Origin of the sequence: Saccharothrix mutabilis subsp. mutabilis (assembly GCF_039521145.1) — a bacterium.
Lineage (GTDB): Bacteria > Actinomycetota > Actinomycetes > Mycobacteriales > Pseudonocardiaceae > Actinosynnema > Actinosynnema mutabilis.
Window position 1 is genome coordinate 232,025 of sequence record NZ_BAAABU010000009.1, and the last position, 18,724, is coordinate 250,748.

The 18,724-nt window shown below is 72.3% G+C and carries 14 protein-coding genes; 5 read left to right on the top strand and 9 right to left on the bottom strand.

Going from position 1 to position 18,724, the window contains the following annotated elements; genetic code table 11:
* Positions 1 to 15: 15 nt before the first annotated feature.
* From ABD126_RS21835 to ABD126_RS21845, 3 genes are all read left to right on the top strand, one after another.
* Complete coding sequence (locus ABD126_RS21835) at positions 16 to 2,295, top strand: hypothetical protein (RefSeq protein ID WP_343935717.1); 2,280 nt, start codon at positions 16 to 18, stop codon at positions 2,293 to 2,295.
* A 26-nt stretch (positions 2,296 to 2,321) separates the two neighbouring features.
* Positions 2,322 to 3,356 carry a glycosyltransferase family 2 protein gene (locus ABD126_RS21840; protein WP_343935718.1) on the top strand — a complete coding sequence of 345 codons (1,035 nt, stop codon included), beginning with the start codon at positions 2,322 to 2,324 and terminating at the stop codon, positions 3,354 to 3,356.
* A 117-nt stretch (positions 3,357 to 3,473) separates the two neighbouring features.
* A complete protein-coding gene (locus ABD126_RS21845; protein WP_343935719.1) occupies positions 3,474 to 3,680 on the top strand; it encodes a hypothetical protein in 207 nt (68 codons plus the stop codon).
* An 88-nt stretch (positions 3,681 to 3,768) separates the two neighbouring features.
* Here ABD126_RS21845 and ABD126_RS21850 read toward each other — a convergent pair whose 3' ends face one another.
* The 4 genes from ABD126_RS21850 to ABD126_RS21865 all read right to left on the bottom strand — a co-directional run bounded on the left by ABD126_RS21850 (position 3,769) and on the right by ABD126_RS21865 (position 10,067).
* Entirely contained in the window at positions 3,769 to 5,658 is a 1,890-nt protein-coding gene (locus ABD126_RS21850) for a glycosyltransferase (RefSeq protein ID WP_343935720.1), read from the bottom strand.
* 150 nt (positions 5,659 to 5,808) lie between these two features.
* Complete coding sequence (gene glf / locus ABD126_RS21855; RefSeq protein WP_343935721.1) at positions 5,809 to 6,993, bottom strand: UDP-galactopyranose mutase; 1,185 nt, start codon at positions 6,991 to 6,993, stop codon at positions 5,809 to 5,811.
* 91 nt (positions 6,994 to 7,084) lie between these two features.
* Positions 7,085 to 9,109 (bottom strand): DUF6541 family protein, encoded by a 2,025-nt coding sequence (locus ABD126_RS21860; protein WP_343935722.1) that lies wholly within the window; start codon positions 9,107 to 9,109, stop codon positions 7,085 to 7,087.
* 82 nt (positions 9,110 to 9,191) lie between these two features.
* Entirely contained in the window at positions 9,192 to 10,067 is an 876-nt protein-coding gene (locus ABD126_RS21865) for an LLM class flavin-dependent oxidoreductase (RefSeq protein ID WP_343935723.1), read from the bottom strand.
* A gap of 59 nt (positions 10,068 to 10,126) precedes the next feature.
* Here ABD126_RS21865 and ABD126_RS21870 point away from each other — a divergent pair, with 59 nt between their 5' ends.
* The gene (locus ABD126_RS21870; RefSeq protein WP_343935724.1) at positions 10,127 to 10,936 is read left to right on the top strand and encodes an HAD family hydrolase; all 810 of its coding nucleotides are present in this window, start codon (positions 10,127 to 10,129) and stop codon (positions 10,934 to 10,936) included.
* 15 nt (positions 10,937 to 10,951) lie between these two features.
* Here ABD126_RS21870 and ABD126_RS21875 read toward each other — a convergent pair whose 3' ends face one another.
* From ABD126_RS21875 to ABD126_RS21895, 5 genes are read right to left on the bottom strand one after another with little or no spacing between them, the layout of a single operon-like run.
* Positions 10,952 to 11,929, bottom strand: a complete 978-nt coding sequence (locus tag ABD126_RS21875) for a lysylphosphatidylglycerol synthase transmembrane domain-containing protein (RefSeq protein ID WP_343935725.1) — start codon at positions 11,927 to 11,929, stop codon at positions 10,952 to 10,954.
* 31 nt (positions 11,930 to 11,960) lie between these two features.
* The gene (locus ABD126_RS21880) at positions 11,961 to 13,181 is read right to left on the bottom strand and encodes an acyl-CoA reductase (RefSeq protein ID WP_343935726.1); all 1,221 of its coding nucleotides are present in this window, start codon (positions 13,179 to 13,181) and stop codon (positions 11,961 to 11,963) included.
* Entirely contained in the window at positions 13,178 to 14,239 is a 1,062-nt protein-coding gene (locus ABD126_RS21885; RefSeq protein WP_343935727.1) for a LuxE/PaaK family acyltransferase, read from the bottom strand. Before ABD126_RS21885 ends, ABD126_RS21880 begins: the two co-directional genes overlap by 4 nt.
* Positions 14,236 to 15,642 (bottom strand): AMP-binding protein, encoded by a 1,407-nt coding sequence (locus tag ABD126_RS21890; protein WP_343935728.1) that lies wholly within the window; start codon positions 15,640 to 15,642, stop codon positions 14,236 to 14,238. The genes ABD126_RS21885 and ABD126_RS21890 overlap by 4 nt, the downstream gene beginning before the upstream one ends.
* Positions 15,639 to 16,385, bottom strand: coding sequence for an SDR family NAD(P)-dependent oxidoreductase (locus tag ABD126_RS21895; protein ID WP_425542856.1), 747 nt, complete (start codon positions 16,383 to 16,385; stop codon positions 15,639 to 15,641). The genes ABD126_RS21890 and ABD126_RS21895 overlap by 4 nt, the downstream gene beginning before the upstream one ends.
* Before the next feature lie 252 nt (positions 16,386 to 16,637).
* On the opposite strand from ABD126_RS21895, the gene ABD126_RS21900 reads away from it, so the two are divergent.
* Positions 16,638 to 18,626, top strand: coding sequence for a N,N-dimethylformamidase beta subunit family domain-containing protein (locus ABD126_RS21900; protein WP_343935729.1), 1,989 nt, complete (start codon positions 16,638 to 16,640; stop codon positions 18,624 to 18,626).
* Positions 18,627 to 18,724 lie beyond the last annotated feature (98 nt).

The window sequence follows — 18,724 nt, forward strand, 5'->3', positions numbered from 1 at the left end:
CGACGGTTGGTCGAGATGACCGCCGCGGTGACGCGCCCCGCCGAGGGCGACCAGCGGCCGGGCCGGGCCGGGCGGCTAACGCCCCCGCTGACCATGATCGGGCTGGTGTTGCTCGGGGCGGCGATGCCGCTGTACCGCAACAGCGTCTTCTACTACTGGGACGACACCGCCGCGGTCGCCGTTCCGGTGTGGCAGCGGATGGGCGAGGCCATCGGCCAGGGCCGGTTCCCGCTGCTCGAACTGGACATGTGGCGCGGCGGCAACTTCGCGGCCGAGGTCGCCACGGGCATGTGGAACCCGGTCGAGGTGCTGCTGGCGATCCTCACCGAGCGCATCGACAACGTCGCCGTCGCCATCACCGTGGTCAAGCTGGTCTTCCTGGTGATGTTCTCGCTCGGCACCTACCTGCTCGCCCGCGAGTACGGGGCCAAGCCGTGGGTGGCCGCCGCCGTCGGCGCCGCCATCCCGCTGTCGGGCTACGTCCTGTTCATGGACGGCACCTCCTGGATCAACGGCATCATCACCTACGGGTTCATGCCGTACGTGTGGTGGACCGCGCGGCGCACCGCCCGGGCCGGCAAGTCCGCGGTGTGGGTCGTCGTCGCCGGGTACCTGGCGTGCACGACCGGCAACCCGTACGAGCTGGTCAGCATGGGTCTGTGCATCCTCGCGGTGATGATCGAGGCGTGGCTGGTCTTCGACCGCAAGCGGGTGCTGAACCTGATGGCCGCGGGCGCGGCCGTCGTGCTGCTCAACGTCATCGTCTACCTGCCGTTCGCGCTCACCGCGTCGGTCAGCTACCGCCGCGACAGCCGGACCCTGAACGACGGCTTCCTCGCGCCGCAGCTCCAGGACTTCCTGGCGATGAGCAACCCGGCGCTCCAGCCGATGGTCAACATCTGGAGCGGCCTGACCCCGACGTTCCCGGCGCTGTACCTCGCGTGGTTCGTCCTGCCGCTGGTGCCGTGGCTGCGCTGGCGCGTGCTGAAGGAACGCCGCCGCGAGCTGATGGGGCTGTACTTCTACACGGCCGCCTACACCCTGCTCGTGCTCGGCCCGTCGCAGCTCAGCGTGTTCCGGTGGCCGATGCGGCTGGTGCCGTTCCTGTTCCTGCCGCTGGTGGTCGGTTGGGCCGTCGTGGCGAGCCAGGGGCTCCAGCGCACCGGGTTCCGCGCGCGGATGATCGCGTCGCTGGCGATCGTGGCCGTCGGCGGCTACCTCGGGTGGGCCGCGCTGCCCTCCACCGACCGCCGCCAGACCGTGACCGCGGTGCTGGTCGCCGTGATGGTGGTGCTGCTGGTCAAGGTCGGTGTGGACCGGTTCAAGGGCTTCGCGGTGATGGCCGTCGGCACGCTGGCGTTCCTGGCCGCCCAGCTCTACTGGTTCCCCGGCAACTACAGCGTCACCGACTACCGGTTCCCCACCAGCGAGAAGCTGCTGGAGGAGCGGTTCAGCAAGCGCTACGAGGGCATGACGATCCAGATCGCGGACCTGGGCAAGGTCGACCCGAACGACAAGCACCCGGACGGCGCGTACCGCGACCTGACCTTCGGCAGCAACTACAGCCTCGCGGGCGTGGAGACGCTCACCGCCTACAGCGGCGTGGGCTTCAACGCGATGGACGCCGCCATGTGCACCGCCTACCAGGGCAGCACCTGGTGCCCCGAGGCGTGGTCGTCGCTGTGGAAGACCCCGGCGGGCGCGGACCGGCCGCTGGCCGACCTGCTGCGCGCGCAGACCGTGGTCGTGCAGAACACCCTGATCGACACCCGGGACTTCCCGGCGCCCGCCGGCTGGCGCAAGGCCGAGTCCACGAACCGGGTCGTGGTGTGGGAGCGGGTCGACCCGCTGCCCTACTCCGGCGGCAGGCTGTCGTCGGCTCCCTCCGGCGTGCGGATCGAGTCCGACCGGATGACCGGTGACGTGGCCGAGGAAGTGCGGTTCAGCGGGGCCGACGGCGGTTCGCTGGTGTTCGCGCGGCTCGCGTGGCCGGGCTACGAGGCCACCATCGACGGCAAGGCGGTCCCGGTGCGGCTCGGGCCGGCCGGTCTGGTGACCGTGGACCTGCCCGCCGGCGTCGACAGCGGCACCCTCAAGCTCGACTGGGTGATGCCCGGCCTGGGCGCCGGCCTGATCAGCGGTGCCGCGGGTCTGCTCATCACGCTGGTGCTCGGGGTCGCCGACGTGGTCGGGCGGCGCAGGCGCAAGCGCGACGAACCCACCACCGACCGGCCGGAAGCCGGGAAGTCCGGCGAGCAGGCTCCGCTGCCCGTCGGAGCAGGAGAACAGCAGTGACCCGCCAAGCAGACTTGAAGGCAGACATGAGCGACTCCACCCGACGCCCGCTCGTCTCGATCATCGTTCCGGCCTACGACGAGGCTCCGAACGTGGCGGGCACGGTCGAGCTGTTCCACCAGATCCGCCGCTCGCAGCCCGACGTGGACTTCGAGATCGTGCTGGTCGACGACGGCTCGACCGACAACACCGCCGACCTGTTCATCGCCGCGCTCGGCGAGGACGACGTGGCGCGCGTGGCGTCCTTCTCCCGCAACTTCGGGTCGCACGCCGGGGTGAGCGCGGGCTTCGCGCTGTGCCGCGGCGACTGCGCCATCACCCTCAGCGCCGACCTCCAGGAGCCGCTGGAGGTGATCGGCCGCTTCCTGGACGAGTGGCGTGCCGGCAACGACATCGTGTGGGCGATCCGGTCGGTGCGCGCCATGCCCAAGGGCCTGGCCAACAAGCTGGCGCTGAAGTTCAACGACTTCTTCGCCAAGCACTCGGAGCTGCCGGCGAGCTACCCGAAGGAAGGCCCGTCGCAGATGCTGGTCAGCCGACCGGTCATCGACGTGGTCAACGCGATGCCGGAGCTGAACCGCAACATCCTCGCGCTGGTCGCCTGGTCGGGCTTCCGGCAGACGACCCTGTCGTTCGAGCAGCGCCCGCGGCCCGCGTCGCAAAGCAAGTGGACCACCAGCAAGAAGATCAAGCTGGTGTTCGACTCGTTCGTCGGGTTCTCCGCCATGCCGGTGTTCCTGACCCTGCTGTTGGGCGTGCTGTTCAGCGCGCTCGGGTTCGTGGGCGCGCTGGCGACGCTGGTGGTCGCGCTGGTCACGCTGTCCGCCCCGAGCACGGTGGCGCTGGTGCTCAGCGGCGTGTTCTTCGTCGGCGGCGTGCAGCTCGGCTGCATCGGCATGCTGGGCCAGTACGTCTACCGGGCCGGTGACGACGCCCGGAAGCGCCCGCTCTACGTCATCCGGCAGCTGCGGGACGTCAACCCGCCGTCGGTGACCCAGCGGTCCTCGGTGAACGCCGACGTGCGCGTGGCGTCGAACGGTCTCGCCGCGGGCACCCGTTAGCCACGCCGACCCGCCGCTGATCCGCTGTCGGAGGCCCCGCGGGGATTCCGCCGGCAGCGGATCAGCGGCGGGCGAACCGGCGTTGTGACCGGGGTGCGGCCGGGCCAGCCTGGGCACATGAGCGAAACGCCGAAATCACTGGTGCTGCACCTCGCGGCCAACAGCAACCCCATCAGCCTCAGGTTGAGCCCGGAGACGATCGAAGACCTCGCGCCGAGGCTGGTGCAGATCGTGCGCAACGGGCACACCCAGGCGATCGCGACCGAGGACGGCGGCGAGTTCGTCGTGAACTTCAGCCACGTCGTCGCCGCGCACTTCGCCTGAGTGCCCTGCCGCGGTGCGCGGCTGGAGGAAAGCCAGTGGCGCCTCCCCCGGGTTCGGGGAAGGCGCCACTGCGGCGTTGCGGGGTCGATCAGTTCTCGAAGACCTTCCGCCACGACTCGGCGGCGGTCAGCTCAGGCAGCGCGTCGCGGTAGACCTGCTTGAGCCGCGGCCACTCCTGGCCGAGCCGGCGGTAGTTGCGCGCCGCGCGGGCCATCAGCTTGCGGAACTCCTTCGGGTCGCGCTTGCGGAACGCGACACCGCTGCCGTCGGCGTTGGACACCGTGGCGCTGTCCAGGTTGCCGAGCAGGAACCAGCGGGCGTTGGTGGCCGGCACGTTGATCTGCGGGCGCTGCGTGGTCGACTCCTCGGGCGCGCGCAGGTTGTGCACCAGCGCCTTGGCCGCCTCGGCGGCGATCGTCGCCGGGTTCGTCGGCGGCTTCAGCATCGCCTCCGCGCGCACCATGTCGAACGTGGGCGGCGGGAACTCGCGGGCCGACGGCAGCACCTGGGCGTCCGGGTACTGCTTGCGCAGCGCCTGGATCTCCGGCAGCGCCGTGCGCAGCGAGTCGAACAGCCGCGACGGCCCGGCCATGAAGTCCTCCAGGGCCTTCTGCTGCACGGCCACGGTGGAGTACTCCATCGACAGCAGGTGCCGCAGGGTGAGCTTCATGCCCTGCTTGACCAGCGTCGACCGGATGTCGTACGGGCTGTGCAGGGCCGCCATCACCAGCCGGTTGCGGGTGTGGAAGTAGGCCTGCCAGTCGGTGGCGTCGTTCTTGTCCGTCCACGGCATGTGCCACACCGCCGAGCCGGGCAGCGACACCGTCGGGAAGCCGTTCTCCAGGGCGCGCAGCGAGTACTCGGCGTCGTCCCACTTGATGAACAGCGGCAGCGGGTAGCCGGTGCGCAGCACGACCTCGCGCGGGAACAGGCACATCCACCAGCCGTTGTAGGTGGCGTTGATGCGCAGGTGCAGTTCCTCGGTCTCGCGCAGCGACTCCTCGCTGAAGTCGTGGTCGGTGACCGCGCCGGGTGCCGGCCGCCAGTAACCGGAGGCCAGGTCCACGACCTCGCCCATGCTGTGCAGCCGGGCGCGGGCCTGGAGGTTGAGCATGTGGCTGCCGACGATGACCGGCTGCGCCGCCGCGCGGGCGAACGCGTTGGAGCGCAGGACGGCGTCCGGCTCCAGGCGGATGTCGTCGTCCATGAGCATGATCTGGGCGGCGTCGGTGTGCTCGATCGCCTCGTACAGGCCGCGGGTGAAGCCGCCGGAGCCGCCGAGGTTGTCCTGCTCGATGACCTCCAGCTTGTCGCCGAGGACCTTGACGGCCTCGGCGTAGCCCTCGGTGTCGCGGACCTTCACCGGCCCCTGGTCGGCGACGAAGACCTTCTCCACGACGTCCAGCACGGCCGGGTCCTCGCCGAGGGCGCGCAGCGCGATGACGGCGTCGACCGGCCGCATCGTGGTCATGCCGATGGCGACCTTCTGCCGCGGCAGCTCTCGGTCGGTGGTCCACGCGGCCTCGACGATCTCCAGCGAGGAGTCGTCGGTGAAGACGTCGAACCAGATCCAGCCACCGTCCTCGAAGGGCTTGAGGCCGACGGTGAACTCGACGGGCTCCGCCTCCCCGGTCACCCGGATGGGGCGGCCGTCGAGGTGGATGGTGTCGCCGTTGGGCTTGGAGCGGTACACGTCGATCCGGCCGGAGCCGCGCACGCGCATCCGGAGCACGACCTCGTCGACGACGGTCCAGCGCTTCCAGTAGCTCGCGGGGAAGGCGTTGAAGTAGGACGCGAACGAGACCTTGGCCGAGGTCGGCACGGTCACCGACCGGCGCGAGGAGACGTGCGAGTGCACGTTCTCGGGTTCGTCCAGGTACAGCGGGCGGACGTCCAGCGGGTCCTCGTCCCGCGGCAGGATGATCCGCTGGAGCACCTTGCTCGGGTCGATGGCGCCACTGGAGCTGTGCTCGGTCACGTGCTTTCCTCCGGGAAACCCGCGGCATGGGGTTCGACGTCGAGTACGGACGACCACCGGGCGTGAGGGCCGGGGCGGTCTGGTGGTATCAGCGACCATACCGCGTCGCCACCGGGACGACGCGGTACGGCCGGATCGCCGGTCGGGCGGCTAGTCCAGGCTGCCGTCGAGCGGCGCGCCGTCGGTCAGGTGCGCCGCGATCTTGTTGTCGAACGCGGTCAGAGCCGACCCGATCGCCATGTGCATGTCCAGGTACTTGTAGGTGCCCAGACGGCCGCCGAACAGCACGTTCCGCTCGGCCGCCTCCTTCTTGGCCAGCTCGCGGTACCGCTCCAGCTTGGCGCGGTCGTCGGCGGTGTTGATCGGGTAGTACGGCTCGTCGTCCTCCTTGGCGAACCGGGAGAACTCGCGGACGATGACCGTCTTGTCGTTCGGGTACTCGCGCTCCGGGTGGAAGTGGCGGAACTCGTGGATGCGGGTGAACGGCACGTCCGCGTCGTTGTAGTTCATCACCGGGGTGCCCTGGAAGTCGCCGGTCGGCAGCACCTCCTGCTCGAAGTCCAGGGTGCGCCAGCCCAGCCGACCCTCGGCGTAGTCGAAGTACCGGTCCACGGGGCCGGTGTAGACGACGGGGGTCCCCTCGGGGATCTCGTCCTTGACGTCGAAGAAGTCGACGTTGAGGCGGACCTCGATGTTCGGGTGGTCGGCCATGTTCTTCAGCCACGCCGTGTAGCCGTCCTTGGGGAGGCCCTCGTACGTGTCGTTGAAGTACCGGTTGTCGAACGTGTACCGGACGGGGAGCCGGCTGATGACCGCCGCCGGCAGCTCCTTGGGGTCGGTCTGCCACTGCTTCGCGGTGTAGTCGCGCACGAACGCCTCGTAGAGGGGGCGGCCGATCAGCGAGATCGCCTTCTCCTCCAGGTTGGTGGCGTCCTTGGAGTCGATCTCGGAGGCCTGCTCGGCGACCCAGGCGCGGGCCTCGTCCGGCGACAGGTACTTGCCGAGGAACTGGGTGATCAGGCCGAGTCCCATCGGGAACTGGTAGGCGACACCGTTGTGCATCGCGAAGACCCGGTGCTGGTAGCCGGTGAACTCGGTGAACTGGTTGACGTAGTCCCAGACCCGCTTGTTCGAGGTGTGGAACAGGTGCGCGCCGTAGCGGTGCACCTCGATCCCCGTCTCCGGTTCGGCCTCGGAGTAGGCGTTGCCGCCGATGTGCTCACGGCGCTCCAGGACCAGCACCCGCTTGTCCAACTGGCTGGCGGCACGCTCGGCGACGGTCAGGCCGTAGAACCCGGAACCGACCACGATCAGGTCATATCCTGCGAAGCTCACGAAGTTTCACCTTACCGGTGGGACGGGTGCCGCCCCGAACCGCCCCCGATCGGCTGTGGGACGTGACGGGCGGTCACTTGTTTGTGGCATTTCAACCGTCGAGGTGTTCGACGGTGGCTCGGTCGAGTCGGTACACGCGGACTTGGCCGCTGCGGAACTCCTCGGTCAGGCCGGGCAGCCCGGCGAGGGCGGTGAGGCCGGGCGCGGTGGTGAAGACGCCGGTCCCGGCCCAGTTGCCGGGCGAGCCGGAGGCCCAGATCGCCGGCGGCGCGGCGTCCACGTAGACCCAGGTGATGTGCAGTTCGAGCACCAGGCGACGGATTTCCCGATCATTCGGGTATTGGTTGAAGCGCTGGAGCAGGCGATAGGTGTAGGGCGCGCGCTCGAACCCCATCGCGACGGTGTTGACCACCGGAATGCCCTTGTCGACGTAAAGATATGTGGAGCCGTCGTTGGCGGAGTTCATGACGCGTTCGCCGGGGCCGACCCGCCCGTTCAGGAAATCGAACGCCGCGCGGTCGTCGGCTCCGACCCGGTCGATGTCGGGGTGGCCGTAGCGGCTGGCGAGGTAGTGCGCGTTGACGTCGGCGTACCCGCGGCTCGGCCCGACGGCGTACGCGGTGGCGCCGAGGAGCACCAGCACGGCGGCGACGGCCGGCGCGGGCAGTGGTCCGCGGCGGACGGGTCCCAGGCGGCGCAGGCGGGCGGCGACCAGGGACGCCAGGACGAGCAGCCCCACCCCGACGAGCGTCGGCACGAGCAGGTGCACGTGGGTGCGGACGCGGACGAAGGAGTTGTAGAAGAAGCCCGTGACCAGGGCTTCCGGTCCGCTGCCGGGGCTGACGAGCATCGCGACCGACACCGCCGCCCACGCGGCGAGCGCGGTGAGCAGCCCGAGCGCCCTGCGGGTCGCGAGGAGGACCACCGCCGCGACGGCGGCGAGCACCACCACGGCGAACTGGACGCGGTCCTGGTACTGGGGCAGGTAGCCGGTCAGCGGCAGCGCGAGGGTGTGGCGCAGCGCGCTGGGCAGGGTGGTGGCGGAGACGTCGGGGGCGAAGGCCGCGGTGCGCGTGGCGGTCTGGCCCACGAGCTGGGCGAGCAGGGGCGCGCCGAGCAGGACGGTCAGCCCTCCGACCAGCGCGAGCGGGACCACCTGGCCGCGCAGCCGGGCGAGGCCGCCGCGGGTCGCCAGGTCGCCGATCCACCACGCCACGAGCGTGACGCCGACGGTCATCACCGCGCTGGGGTGCAGCGCGACCAGCCCGACCGCGGCGACCGCCACGGGGAGGGCCGCGAGCCGGTCGCCGCGGCGCAGGGTCAGCAGGGCCGCGACGAACCCGGGGGCCAGGGCCAGCGAGGCGGCGTTGGGCAGGATGCCGCCCTGCGCGGCCAGCGTGATGGTGGGGGCCTGCATCCCGACCGCCACCAGGACCGCGACCCCGGCGGCCATCAGCGTCGCGGGCACGCCCAGGCGGGCGCGCCGGGCGGCGGTGGCCGCGAGCGCCGCCACCGACAGCGCCAAGCCCAGCACCAGCAGCACGACGGTGACGCCGTTGAGCCCGCGGACCGGGCCGCCGGTGAGGTCGCCGGTGGTGGCGGACAGCAGGTGCATCCCGGAGGGGTAGAAGCTCACCGGGGCGCCGTCGAGCAGGTCGACCGGCAACAGCTGCCACACCGCGCCGCGCCCGGTCCGCGCGATGTAGGCGACCAGTTCGCTGTGCACGATGGTGTCGTGCTCCTGCGGCGGGGTGGACAGGTCGCCGGCCAGGCCGGACAGCCAGGTCCGCAGCCCGAGGGCGATCCCGGCGAGCGCGACGAGCGGTCCGGCGAGCACGGCCGCGCCGCGGAGCCGGGGGCGGGGCCGGGGGCGGCGGCGGTGCACGACGACCGCCACGACCAGCAGCAACGCGGTGGCGACAGCCAGCGGCACGATCCCGTACCGGACGCCGAGCAGCGCGCACGCCATGCCGACGAGGGTGGCGACGCCGACCGACGCGGCCGGCGCGAGACCGGCGAACCAGACGGGCCTGCGCACACCGACCGCCGCCACCAGCGCCGCACCGGGCGACAACACCACCGCGAGGGCGGCGAGGAGAGTTGCTGCTTCTCTCATGGCGCGCTTTCGGTCGGGAAGCGGGAGCCGGACGCCGGCCCGCGGCATCCTCGCAGATCGGGTGGGCGCGCCGGGCGGCAGGTCACCCGGCCGCCAGTTCCGGCAGGACCTCCTCGGCCACCCGCTCGACCACCGCTTCGCGGCCGGCGTAGGGGCCGTCGCCCCGCGGCCAGTGCACGACGACGTCGGTGAACCCCAGCTCGGCCGCGCGGCCGGCGGCGTCCCGGAACCGCTCGACGCTGGACAGGGAGTACACCGGCGCGGCGTCGAGCACGAGGTGCCGGTCCACGCGGGCGCGGGGCCGGTCGGCGGCGGCCAGCGCGGCGTCGAAGCGGCGGGCCAGCGCGGCGACGCCGGTCCACCAGGCGTCGTCGTCCTCGGCGGCGGCGCCGGTGGTGACCCAGCCGGTGCCGAACGCCGCCGCCACGGCCAGCGCGCGCGGCCCGGTGGCGGCGATCGTGAACGGCAGGCGGGGCCGTTGGACGCAGCCGGGGGCGCTGCCGACGTCCACCGCCGCGTAGCGCTCCCCGTTCCACGTCGTGCGGTCCTGCGCCAGCAGCCGGTCGAGCGCGGTGACGAACTCGGTGAACCGGTCGAGGCGCTGCCCGGCGGTCGGCGGGTCACCGCCCAGCAGCGCCTCGTCCTCGCCGCGGCCCGCGCCCAGGCCCAGGGTGATCCGGCCGTCGGACAGGTCGTCCAGGGTGAGCAGGTCGCGGGCGAAGGGCACCGGGTGGCGGTGCTCGGGCGTCGAGACGAGCGTGCCGAGCCGGATCGTCGAGGTGACCGCGGCGGCGGCGGTCAGCGTGGGCACCGCCGAGAACCACGGCGCGTCCGCGCCGCCGCCGCCCAGGCGATCGCACGTCCAGGCGTGGGCGAACCCGTACTCCTCGGCCGCCCGCCACTTCGGCTCGGCGATCCACCAGCGGTCCTCGGGAAGGATGACGATGCCCACGCGCACACCGCAGACAGTAACGAGGCGTCCGTGCCCGGTTCACCGGGGCGAGGCAGGATGGGGTGGTGGAGACACCTCGCCTGATCGCCTCGGACGTCGACGGAACGCTGCTGGGACCGGACGAGCGGGTGAGCCCGCGCACCGCCGCCGCCGTGCGCCGGGCGGGGGCCGCCGGCGTGCCGCTGGTGCTGGTGACCGGCCGCCCGCCGCGCTGGCTCCACGAGGTCGCGCGGGCCGCGGGGACCACGGGCCTGGCGGTGTGCGCCAACGGCGCGGTGCTCTACGACATCGGCGCGGACCGGGTGCTGTGGACGCGGACGCTCGACCCGGTGCGGCTGGCCGACCTGGCGCACGAACTCGACCACCTGATGCCCGGCAGCACCGTGGCCGCGGAGCGGGTCCCGGAGTCCCCCGGCAGCACCCTGGCCCCGTTCGTCGCCGAGCACGCCTACCGCCACGCCTGGGCGTTCAGCGACCACCACGCGCGCGACCGGGCCGAGGTGCTGGGGCACCCGGCGGTGAAACTGCTGGTCAGGCACCCCGGGATGACCAGCGGTGAGATGGCGCGGGCGCTGGCGCCGCTGGCCGGCGACGACGTGTGCGTCACCTACTCGACCGACGCGGGTCTGATCGAGCTGTCCGCTCGGGCGGTCACGAAGGCCACCGGCCTCGCCGACGCGGCCCAACGGCTGGGGGTCGAGGCGGCCGACGTGGTGGCGTTCGGCGACATGCCCAACGACGTGCCGATGCTGCGGTGGGCCGGGCACGGCGTGGCGATGGCCAACGGCCACCCCGAGGTGCTCGCGGTGGCCGACGAGGTCACCGCCTCGCACTCCGAGGACGGCGTCGCCCTCGTGCTGGAGCGCTGGTTCTAGGGCCCTGGGCGGTCGCTAGTCGGCCGCGGGGGCTGCGGCCGGCTTGCGCCAGTGCGCCAGGCCGGCCGCCGCGCCGGCGGTCAGGAGGTCGGCCACGATGAACATCACCCGGGACGCGACGGCGAACGCGCCGGCCTGCACCGGCTCGATGCCGCTGGCCACGAGCACGGCGGCCATGACCAGCTCACGGGCGCCGGCGCCGGCGGGCATGATGAAGAAGAACAGGCCGATGGTCATGGCCAGCGCCATCGCGCCGACGCAGAGCACCAGGCCGCCGAAGCCGGGTGCGCCGACGGAGTTCGCCAGCAGCCACAGGTGCAGGCCCTGGAAGCCGAAGCCCAGCACGGCGTAGCCGAAGACCTTGCCGACCGTGGACCACTTGAGCCGGTGGTCCAGCGGCGGGCGGCGCAGGACCCTGAGCACGAGCGAGGTGGCCCAGGTCAGGACGCGCGGGTGCAGCGCCACGAGGCCGAACGGCAGCAGCGCGAACAGCCACACCGCCTCTGGCGTCTCGTCCATCAGCACGGGCAGCGCCGCCGCGCCGAGCAGCAGCGACACCACGATGGACACGCCCACCTGCACCAGCGCGGCGGTGAACACGCGTGCCCGCGCGAGACCGGCCTTGCGGCCCAGTTCCATCTGGAGCACGTACGCCCACAGCGAGCCGGGGACGTACTTGCCCAGCAGGCCGACCAGGTTGATCTGCGCGCCGCGCAGCACGCCGATCGGCTTGCCCAGGTCGTCCACCATCGTCTGCCAGCCGAGGACGCCGAACACGATGGACACGACGACCGCGACCTGGCTGAGCACCGCGGACTGCCAGGCGATGCCGCTGATCGTGCCCCACACCTCGGACCAGTTCGTGGCGAGCTGGTAGCCGGCCGCCACGACCACCACCAGCACCAGCAGCCGGCGGGCCCAGTTCAGGAGCTGCGACTTCAAGCTCTTGGCGGGCGTTGTGCCGACGGTCGGTTCGGTGTCGACGGTCGTCATGGGGTCTCCGCGGTGGGCGCTGTGGGACATGTCAGGTGGTGACGGTGGTCAGCCGGCTGAACTCCGCCGGCAGGTCGTAGCCGTCCCAGATGGCGGCGAAGCTCAACGCCGACCCGAACGGCACGATCCGGTCGATGCCCCGGCCACCGAGCCGGTGGGCGAGTTCGAGCAGCTCGGCCCGGTCGAAGCCGAACACGCTCAGGGTCTGGTCCTTGCGGCCCGCGAACGCCGCCAGGTCGGTCAGCTCCGCGAGGTCGCCCTGGGGGAACGTGCCGACGCCCAGCCACTCGCGGGGGACGGCGGAGGGCTCGACCAGCTCCAGCGTGGCCACGCCGTTGCCGTCGAACCGGATGCGGTCGGCCAGGCCCTCGGCGGCGACGCCGTAGGCGGACACCCGCTTCTGCACCGCCATCGCGGGCTCCACGACGAAACCCTTGGCGGCCACGACCTCGGCGAGCAGCGTGCGGAACTCGTCGCGCGCGGCGCGGGCGGCGTCCCGGTCCCCGACCCAGAACAGGGTGCGCGGGGACGAGCAGGCGGCCTGGTCGAACCAGTACGAGTCGTTGTAGAACCCGACCACGGCGTCCCGGCGCTGCTCCGGCGAGGCGGCCAGCCAGCCGGCGACGGACACGGCCGCGAACGAGGCGCGGTCCGGGAAGGTCAGGTCGCGGGCGGAGGGCTTGAGCGGGTGGGCGCGCAGCGCGTTCACCGAGGCGTCGCCGCCCCAGATGACGCGCAGCTCGCACGCGGCGGACAGGGCGGCGGTCACCGCGTCGTCCCGGCCGTAGGTGATCATCCGCTGGGTCCGGGCGATGATCGGGTCGGCCTCGCCCAGCGACTCGTTCAGCGCCTCCAGCACGACCTCGGCGGCGCCCGCCGAGCGGGAGGAGATCCGGACGACGTTCGGGTTGCCCGCCAGCGCCGACAGCGCCCACGAGTACACGAAGATCGTGTCGACGTTGGCCGGCGGCACGTGGAACACCAGGCCGCGCGGGAACCGCAGCTCGTCCTCGCCGCCCTCCAGCCGCGCCAGGACCTTGGCGATCTCGCCGCGGCGCAGGAAGAACCCGAGCGAGGCCAGCTCGGGGTAGCGGCGGGCCACGGCGGGTGCGAGGAGCTTGCGGGCGAAGCGCACCAGGAAGTCGACGACGCGGGGGTCGCCGACGGTCAGCCGGTCGGCCGCGGCCAGCTCGTCGAGCAGGTCCGCGACCTCGATCTCCGCGCCCTCGGGGAAGCGCTGGGCCACCTTCACGCCGCACCTCCGCTGAACGTGTCCGAGCACCCGCGCGCTTCCGCGCGGGGCAGTCGGCCGAGCACGGAGAACCGCTTGCCCGGCCAGTCGCCGTCGTCGACGCCGTGCACGACGCCCAGGTCCTCGGTGAGCAGGACGTGGCCCGGGTAGGACCGCGGCACCGTGCTGACCACCTCGATGACGCCGGGCACGCCGACCGGTTGCTCGGCCCACGTCTCCGGGTCGCGGATGACCACGTCGGCGAAGTCCGGGCAGTACAGGGAGTTCCCCGACGGGCCCTCGACGAACACGGTGCCGAGCTGCTCGACCATGCCGTAGTAGTTGTGGATGCGGGTCAGGCCCGTGTCGGCGGCGAACCGGCGGCGGAACTCGGCGTTGTCCACGGCCCGGTCGATCAGCTTCTTCCAGCCGCCCGAGTGGATGAGGATGCCGTTGGACAGGTCGAGCTTGTGCTCGCGGGCGACCTCGTAGAGGTACTGCCACACCATGAAGGTGAAGCCGAAGATCAGGAAGGGCTGGTCGCCGTGCGCGGCGAGGAAGCCCTTGATGGCCTCGACGTCGGGCTTGTCGTTCTCGTCCAGCGCGTAGACGTGCTTGCGGCCGAAGTTGGCCATGCCGAGCACACCCGCGCCGCGCGCGGAGAACGAGCGGCGGTTCTTGATGATGCCGATGGTGTCGACCATGAGCATCGGCAGCCGCTGGTCGCCCAGGACGGCGCGCAGCGTCCGGCCCAGGTAGCGGGGCTGGTCCGCCGCGGCCTCCCGGTCGAGGTAGATGCGCGAGACCTCGGCGCCCGTGGTGCCCGAGGAGGTCAGGACCTTGAAGACCTCGTCGTCGGGCACCGACTTGAGCACGTGGTGCTTGAACATCCGGACCGGCAGCCACGGCAGCCGCTCGATCGAGTCGAACTCGCGCGGCACGTCCATCGAGGCGAGGATGCGGTCGTACGCCTCGCAGTGCGCGCGGTGGTGCTCGGTCAGCTCGGTCAGCGCGGGCAGCAGCGCGGCCTCGCGGTCCGCCTGCGACAGCCCGAACACGCCTTCGACAGTCGCCGTCACGCCCGACCCTCCAGTGCGCGGTAGTCCACCTTGCCGCTGGGCAGCAGCGGCAGGACGTCGATCGCCCGCACGTCGAACCCGCTCACGTGCAGGCGCAGCTTCTCGGAGAGCGCCTTCGCGACCGCCTTGCGGTCCGCGTCGGCGGCCTTCTCCAGCCAGACGACGACCTTGTCGCCCGCGGGCACCGCGGCGGCGGCACCGATCCCGTCCGGAGCGCCCGCGCGGACGGCCTGCTCCAGGTCGTCCAGGCTGACGCGGTTGCCGAACACCTTGCCGATCCGCTTGAGCCGCCCGGTGATGTAGAGGTACCCGTCCGCGTCGAGCCGACCCAGGTCGCCGGTCTCCAGCACCCCGCCGGTGACGTCGCCCAGCGCCAGCTCGTCCTCGCCCTCGGCGTAGCCCATCATCACGTTCGGGCCGCGGTAGAGCACTTCGCCGACGACGCCGGCCTCGGTGGTCTCGGTGCCGTCCTCCAGGCGGACGGCGAACGCCCCGCCGGGCAGCGCCGGACCGGCCGAGCCGATCTTGTCGGCCAGCCGTTCGGCGGGCACGGTGGCCATCCGGGGCGCGGCCTCGGTCTGGCCGTACATGACGAACATGCGTCCGCCGACGGCGCGCATCTTGTCGTTGAACTCGACCACCAGGTCGTCGCGCAGCTTGCCGCCCGCCTGGGTGATGGTGCGCAGCGACGGGTACCGGGCCGGGTCGAACCGCAGCCGGCGCAGCATCTCGTAGTGGTACGGGACACCCGCCAGCGAGGTGATCCCGTGCTCGTCCACGGCCTGCCAGAACGGCCGCCCCATGACGCCGCTCGGCTCCACGACCACGGTCGCGCCGCGCAGCAGGTGGCTGTTGAGCACCGACATGCCGTAGCTGTAGTGCAGCGGGAGGCTGGTGGGCGCGACCTCGGCCGAGTCGATGCCCAGCACCTCGGCGATGGCCTCGGCGTTGGCCAGGACGGCCGCGCGGGACAGCCGCACGAACTTGGGGTTGCCGGTGGACCCGCTGGTCGGCAGCAGCACCGCCAGGTCGGGGTGGGGCACGACACCGCCGGCGTCCACGCGGACCCACGCGGGCCCGGCGACCTCACCCGCGCGGTAGCCCTCCGGGGGCTCGCCGTCGGCGCCCAGCACGGCGGCCGGCCGGAACCGGGCCACCAGGCCCAGCAGCACGTCCCGCTCCTGGCCCGCGTCCAGCAACGCCACCGGCCGGCCGGCCTCGAACGCGGCCAGGTAGCGCAGCACGCTCGGCGCGTCCACCGACGTGCGGGCGAACAGCACGCCGGCGGGCAGGTCGTCGAGCGGCACGGCCGCGACCGCGGCGGCCAGCTCGGCGCCGGCCCAGGACCGGCCGTCGGTCGCGTCGACCAGCCGCGCGCCCGGGTGCAGGAGCCCGCCGGTCACAGCACCAGACCGCCGTCGACGCCCAGGACCTGGCCGGTGATGAACGACGCCTGGTCGCTGGCCAGGAACCGGATGGCCTTGGCCACGTCCTCGGCCTGACCCAGGCGGCCCAGCGGGGTGTCCTCCAGCCGGCCCTTGATGATGCCCTCGTCGAGGTGGGCGGTCATGGCGGTCTCGATGACGCCCGGCGCGACGCCGTTGACCCGGATGCCGTAGCGGCCCAGCTCCTTGGCCGTCGACCGGGCGATGTTGCCCACCGCCGCCTTGGACGCGGCGTAGGCCGTCTGCCCCGCGCTGCCCTTCTCGCCGACGATGGACGCCAGCACCACGATCGCGCCGGACTTCTGCCGCATCATCGCCCGCGCGGCGGCCTGGACGGTGTAGATGGTGCCCGCGACGTTCGTGGTCAGCATCCGCTCGACCAGGTCGTCGCGGATCATGCCGACCAGCGCGTCCTCCAGGACGCCCGCGTTGGCCACCACGACGTCGAGCCGGCCGCGCTCCTTGGCCACCCCGCGCACCAGCGAGGCGACCGCCTTGCTGTCGGTGACCTCCAGCGGGGCGCCGGTGACGTCCGCGTCGAACTCCGCCGCCACCTCGGCCGCGGCTTGTTTCGCCCGTGCCTCGTCGCGCCCGGTGAGCACCACCGCCGCGCCCGCCTCGGCGAGCGCGCGCACGGTCGCCAGCCCGATGCCCTGGGTCCCGCCGGTCACCACGGCGACCTTGCCGCTCAGGTCAATCACTACGCCATCAGTCCTGTACACAGTCGAATACGCCGGATGGGTCCGTCGTGGCCGGCGTCGCCGGCCGCGGGCGCCCAAAGCACCCCCGGTGGAGCCTACCCGTGCGCCACGGGTGATCGTCTTCGCCGGCCGGTGGACCGATCGGGTCATCCTCAGCCGAATGTGAAACGCCGTGGTCCGGCGCGAACGACACCACCGGTGGAGGGACGGCGCCGGCGCCAGGGGCCCGCCGGCTATCGCGGGGAGGTCACGATGGCCATCGATCCGGAGCAGTCGCAGCTCAGGATGGTTCCGGGGGGCGACGGCGTGGTCTACAGCGTCCAGGCCGACGGACGGCTGCTGTTCTACCGGCACCTGGGCTGGCAGACCGGGACGGCGGAGTGGGCCAACGGCGGCAACGGCGTGCAGATCAACGCCGGGTGGCACATGTTCACCACCGTGCTGGCCGCCGCCGACGGCCAGCTGTTCGGCTTCGCCGAGGACGGCACCGTCCGCTGGTACCGGTACCTGCGCGACAGCGGCACGTGGGCGCCGGGCGGCGCTGCGGTCATCGGCGTCGGGTTCGACCGCTACCCCCGCATCACCGGGGGCTGGGACGGGATCTTCTACGCGACCGACCGCTCCGGCGACCTGTACTGGTTCCGCTACCTCGCGGGCGACGGGAGCACCGGCGGCGGCGCGTGGGCGAACGGCGGGCAACCCCTGCTGATCAAGCGCGGCGTCGGCCACTTCCACGAGTTCGTGGCCGACCAGGGTGGCGTGCTGTACGGCGTGCGGCAGGGCGAGGAGCTGCACTGGCTGCGCCACGACGGCGGCGGGACGTGGGCCAACGGAGGGGTGTCGGTGCCCATCGGCACCGGCTGGACCGGCGAGTACCAGCGCGACTTCATCGCCCAGGGCGGCTCGCTCTACACCGTGTTCATCGACCGGGCCTCCCCGCCGGGGCCCGACCACGAGCTGAACTGGTTCCGGCTGGTCAACTGGCGCGACATCCCGCTGGGCGGCACGCCGAACTGGGCCAACGGCGGTGTCGGGCGCCCCGTGGGCACGGGGTGGACGACGTGCCGCACGGCCAACCTCCAGGGCTACCCGTCGGCGCTGTCGACGCCGACGGGCGGCAGCGTGGGGATCAAGGTGTCCTCGACCTTCAGCTCCTACCAGCTCACGGTGCAGCGGTTGGAGGGGCCGCTGCCCGACGGCGGCACCACCGTCTGGGGACCGGTGACCGTCGCCGGCCGCCTCCAGCCCGTCCAGGCCGGCTACCGGCGCGCCGGCTGCGGGTGGGCCGACGACGTCACCGTGCCGATCCCGGCCTCGTGGTCGAGCGGGCTCTACACCGCCACCCTGGCGGGGCCGCTGGGGATGCGCCGCCAAGTGCCGTTCGTGGTCAAGCCCGCCGCGCCGACCCGGCAGCTGGCGGTGCTGCTGCCGACGCTGACCCACAACGCCTACAACTCGTGGGGCGGGCACAGCCAGTACACCTGGGACATCGTGCCCACGAACCGGTACATCACCCTGAGGCGGCCGGCGGACGCGGTCCTCCAAGCCCCCGGGCGGGTCAACGCGCGGTGGTACAGCGACCTGCTCCTGCTGCGCTGGCTGAAGGCCAACACCTTCGCCTACGACTGCTACCAGGACGTCGACCTGCACTTCGGCGACTGGCTGGGCAGCTACAAGGCGCTGCTCCTGTGCACCCACCCCGAGTACTGGACGCTGACCATGCGCACCAAGCTGGCCGACTACGTGCAGGCCGGCGGGCGGGTCGTCTCCACCGGCGGCAACGTGCTCTACGAGCCGGTGGACCTCGCCGACGGGGGCGCGACGGCCGTGCACCGCGACCCGTTCGGCAACCGCGTCTCGTACGAGGCGCACGGGCTGCCGGCTCACGAGATCATCGGCAACACCTACACCGACGACTCGTGGTTCTCCTTCGCCCCCTACCAGGTGGCGGTCCCCGACCACCCCTTCTTCGCGGGCACCGGCGTGGCCGCCGGCGACAGCTTCGGGCAGACGGGCGTCAACGGCGCGGCGGCGGGCTGGGAGATGGACGTCACGCCGAGCGGCTTGGCGGGCGCGACGGTCATCGCGAGCGGCGCGCAGGCCGGGGGAGCGGACATGGTGCACTTCACCAGGGGCGCGGGCTGGGCCTTCGCGGTGGGCTCGCTGACCTTCAACGGGGCGCTGGCGGACCCGGTGGTGTCCCGGGTCCTGCGCAACGCCCTGACCGCCGCGCTCGCCTAGGTGTACTGCCCGGAGAGGTTGTGAACAGGGCGACACGTGATCGGATGATCTTGGAATGAGGGAGGGCCTCCGGGTTCGGTGTGGATTGCGACATCTGC

What these genes read in the sequence shown, in the direction of transcription:
- ABD126_RS21835 (WP_343935717.1), top strand. Translation starts at nt 16, where the DNA reads ATGACCGCCGCGGTGACGCGCCCCGCCGAGGGCGACCAGCGGCCGGGC.
- ABD126_RS21840 (WP_343935718.1), top strand. Translation starts at nt 2,322, where the DNA reads ATGAGCGACTCCACCCGACGCCCGCTCGTCTCGATCATCGTTCCGGCC.
- ABD126_RS21845 (WP_343935719.1), top strand. Translation starts at nt 3,474, where the DNA reads ATGAGCGAAACGCCGAAATCACTGGTGCTGCACCTCGCGGCCAACAGC.
- ABD126_RS21860 (WP_343935722.1), bottom strand. Translation starts at nt 9,109, where the DNA reads ATGAGAGAAGCAGCAACTCTCCTCGCCGCCCTCGCGGTGGTGTTGTCG.
- ABD126_RS21875 (WP_343935725.1), bottom strand. Translation starts at nt 11,929, where the DNA reads ATGACGACCGTCGACACCGAACCGACCGTCGGCACAACGCCCGCCAAG.
- ABD126_RS21900 (WP_343935729.1), top strand. Translation starts at nt 16,638, where the DNA reads ATGGCCATCGATCCGGAGCAGTCGCAGCTCAGGATGGTTCCGGGGGGC.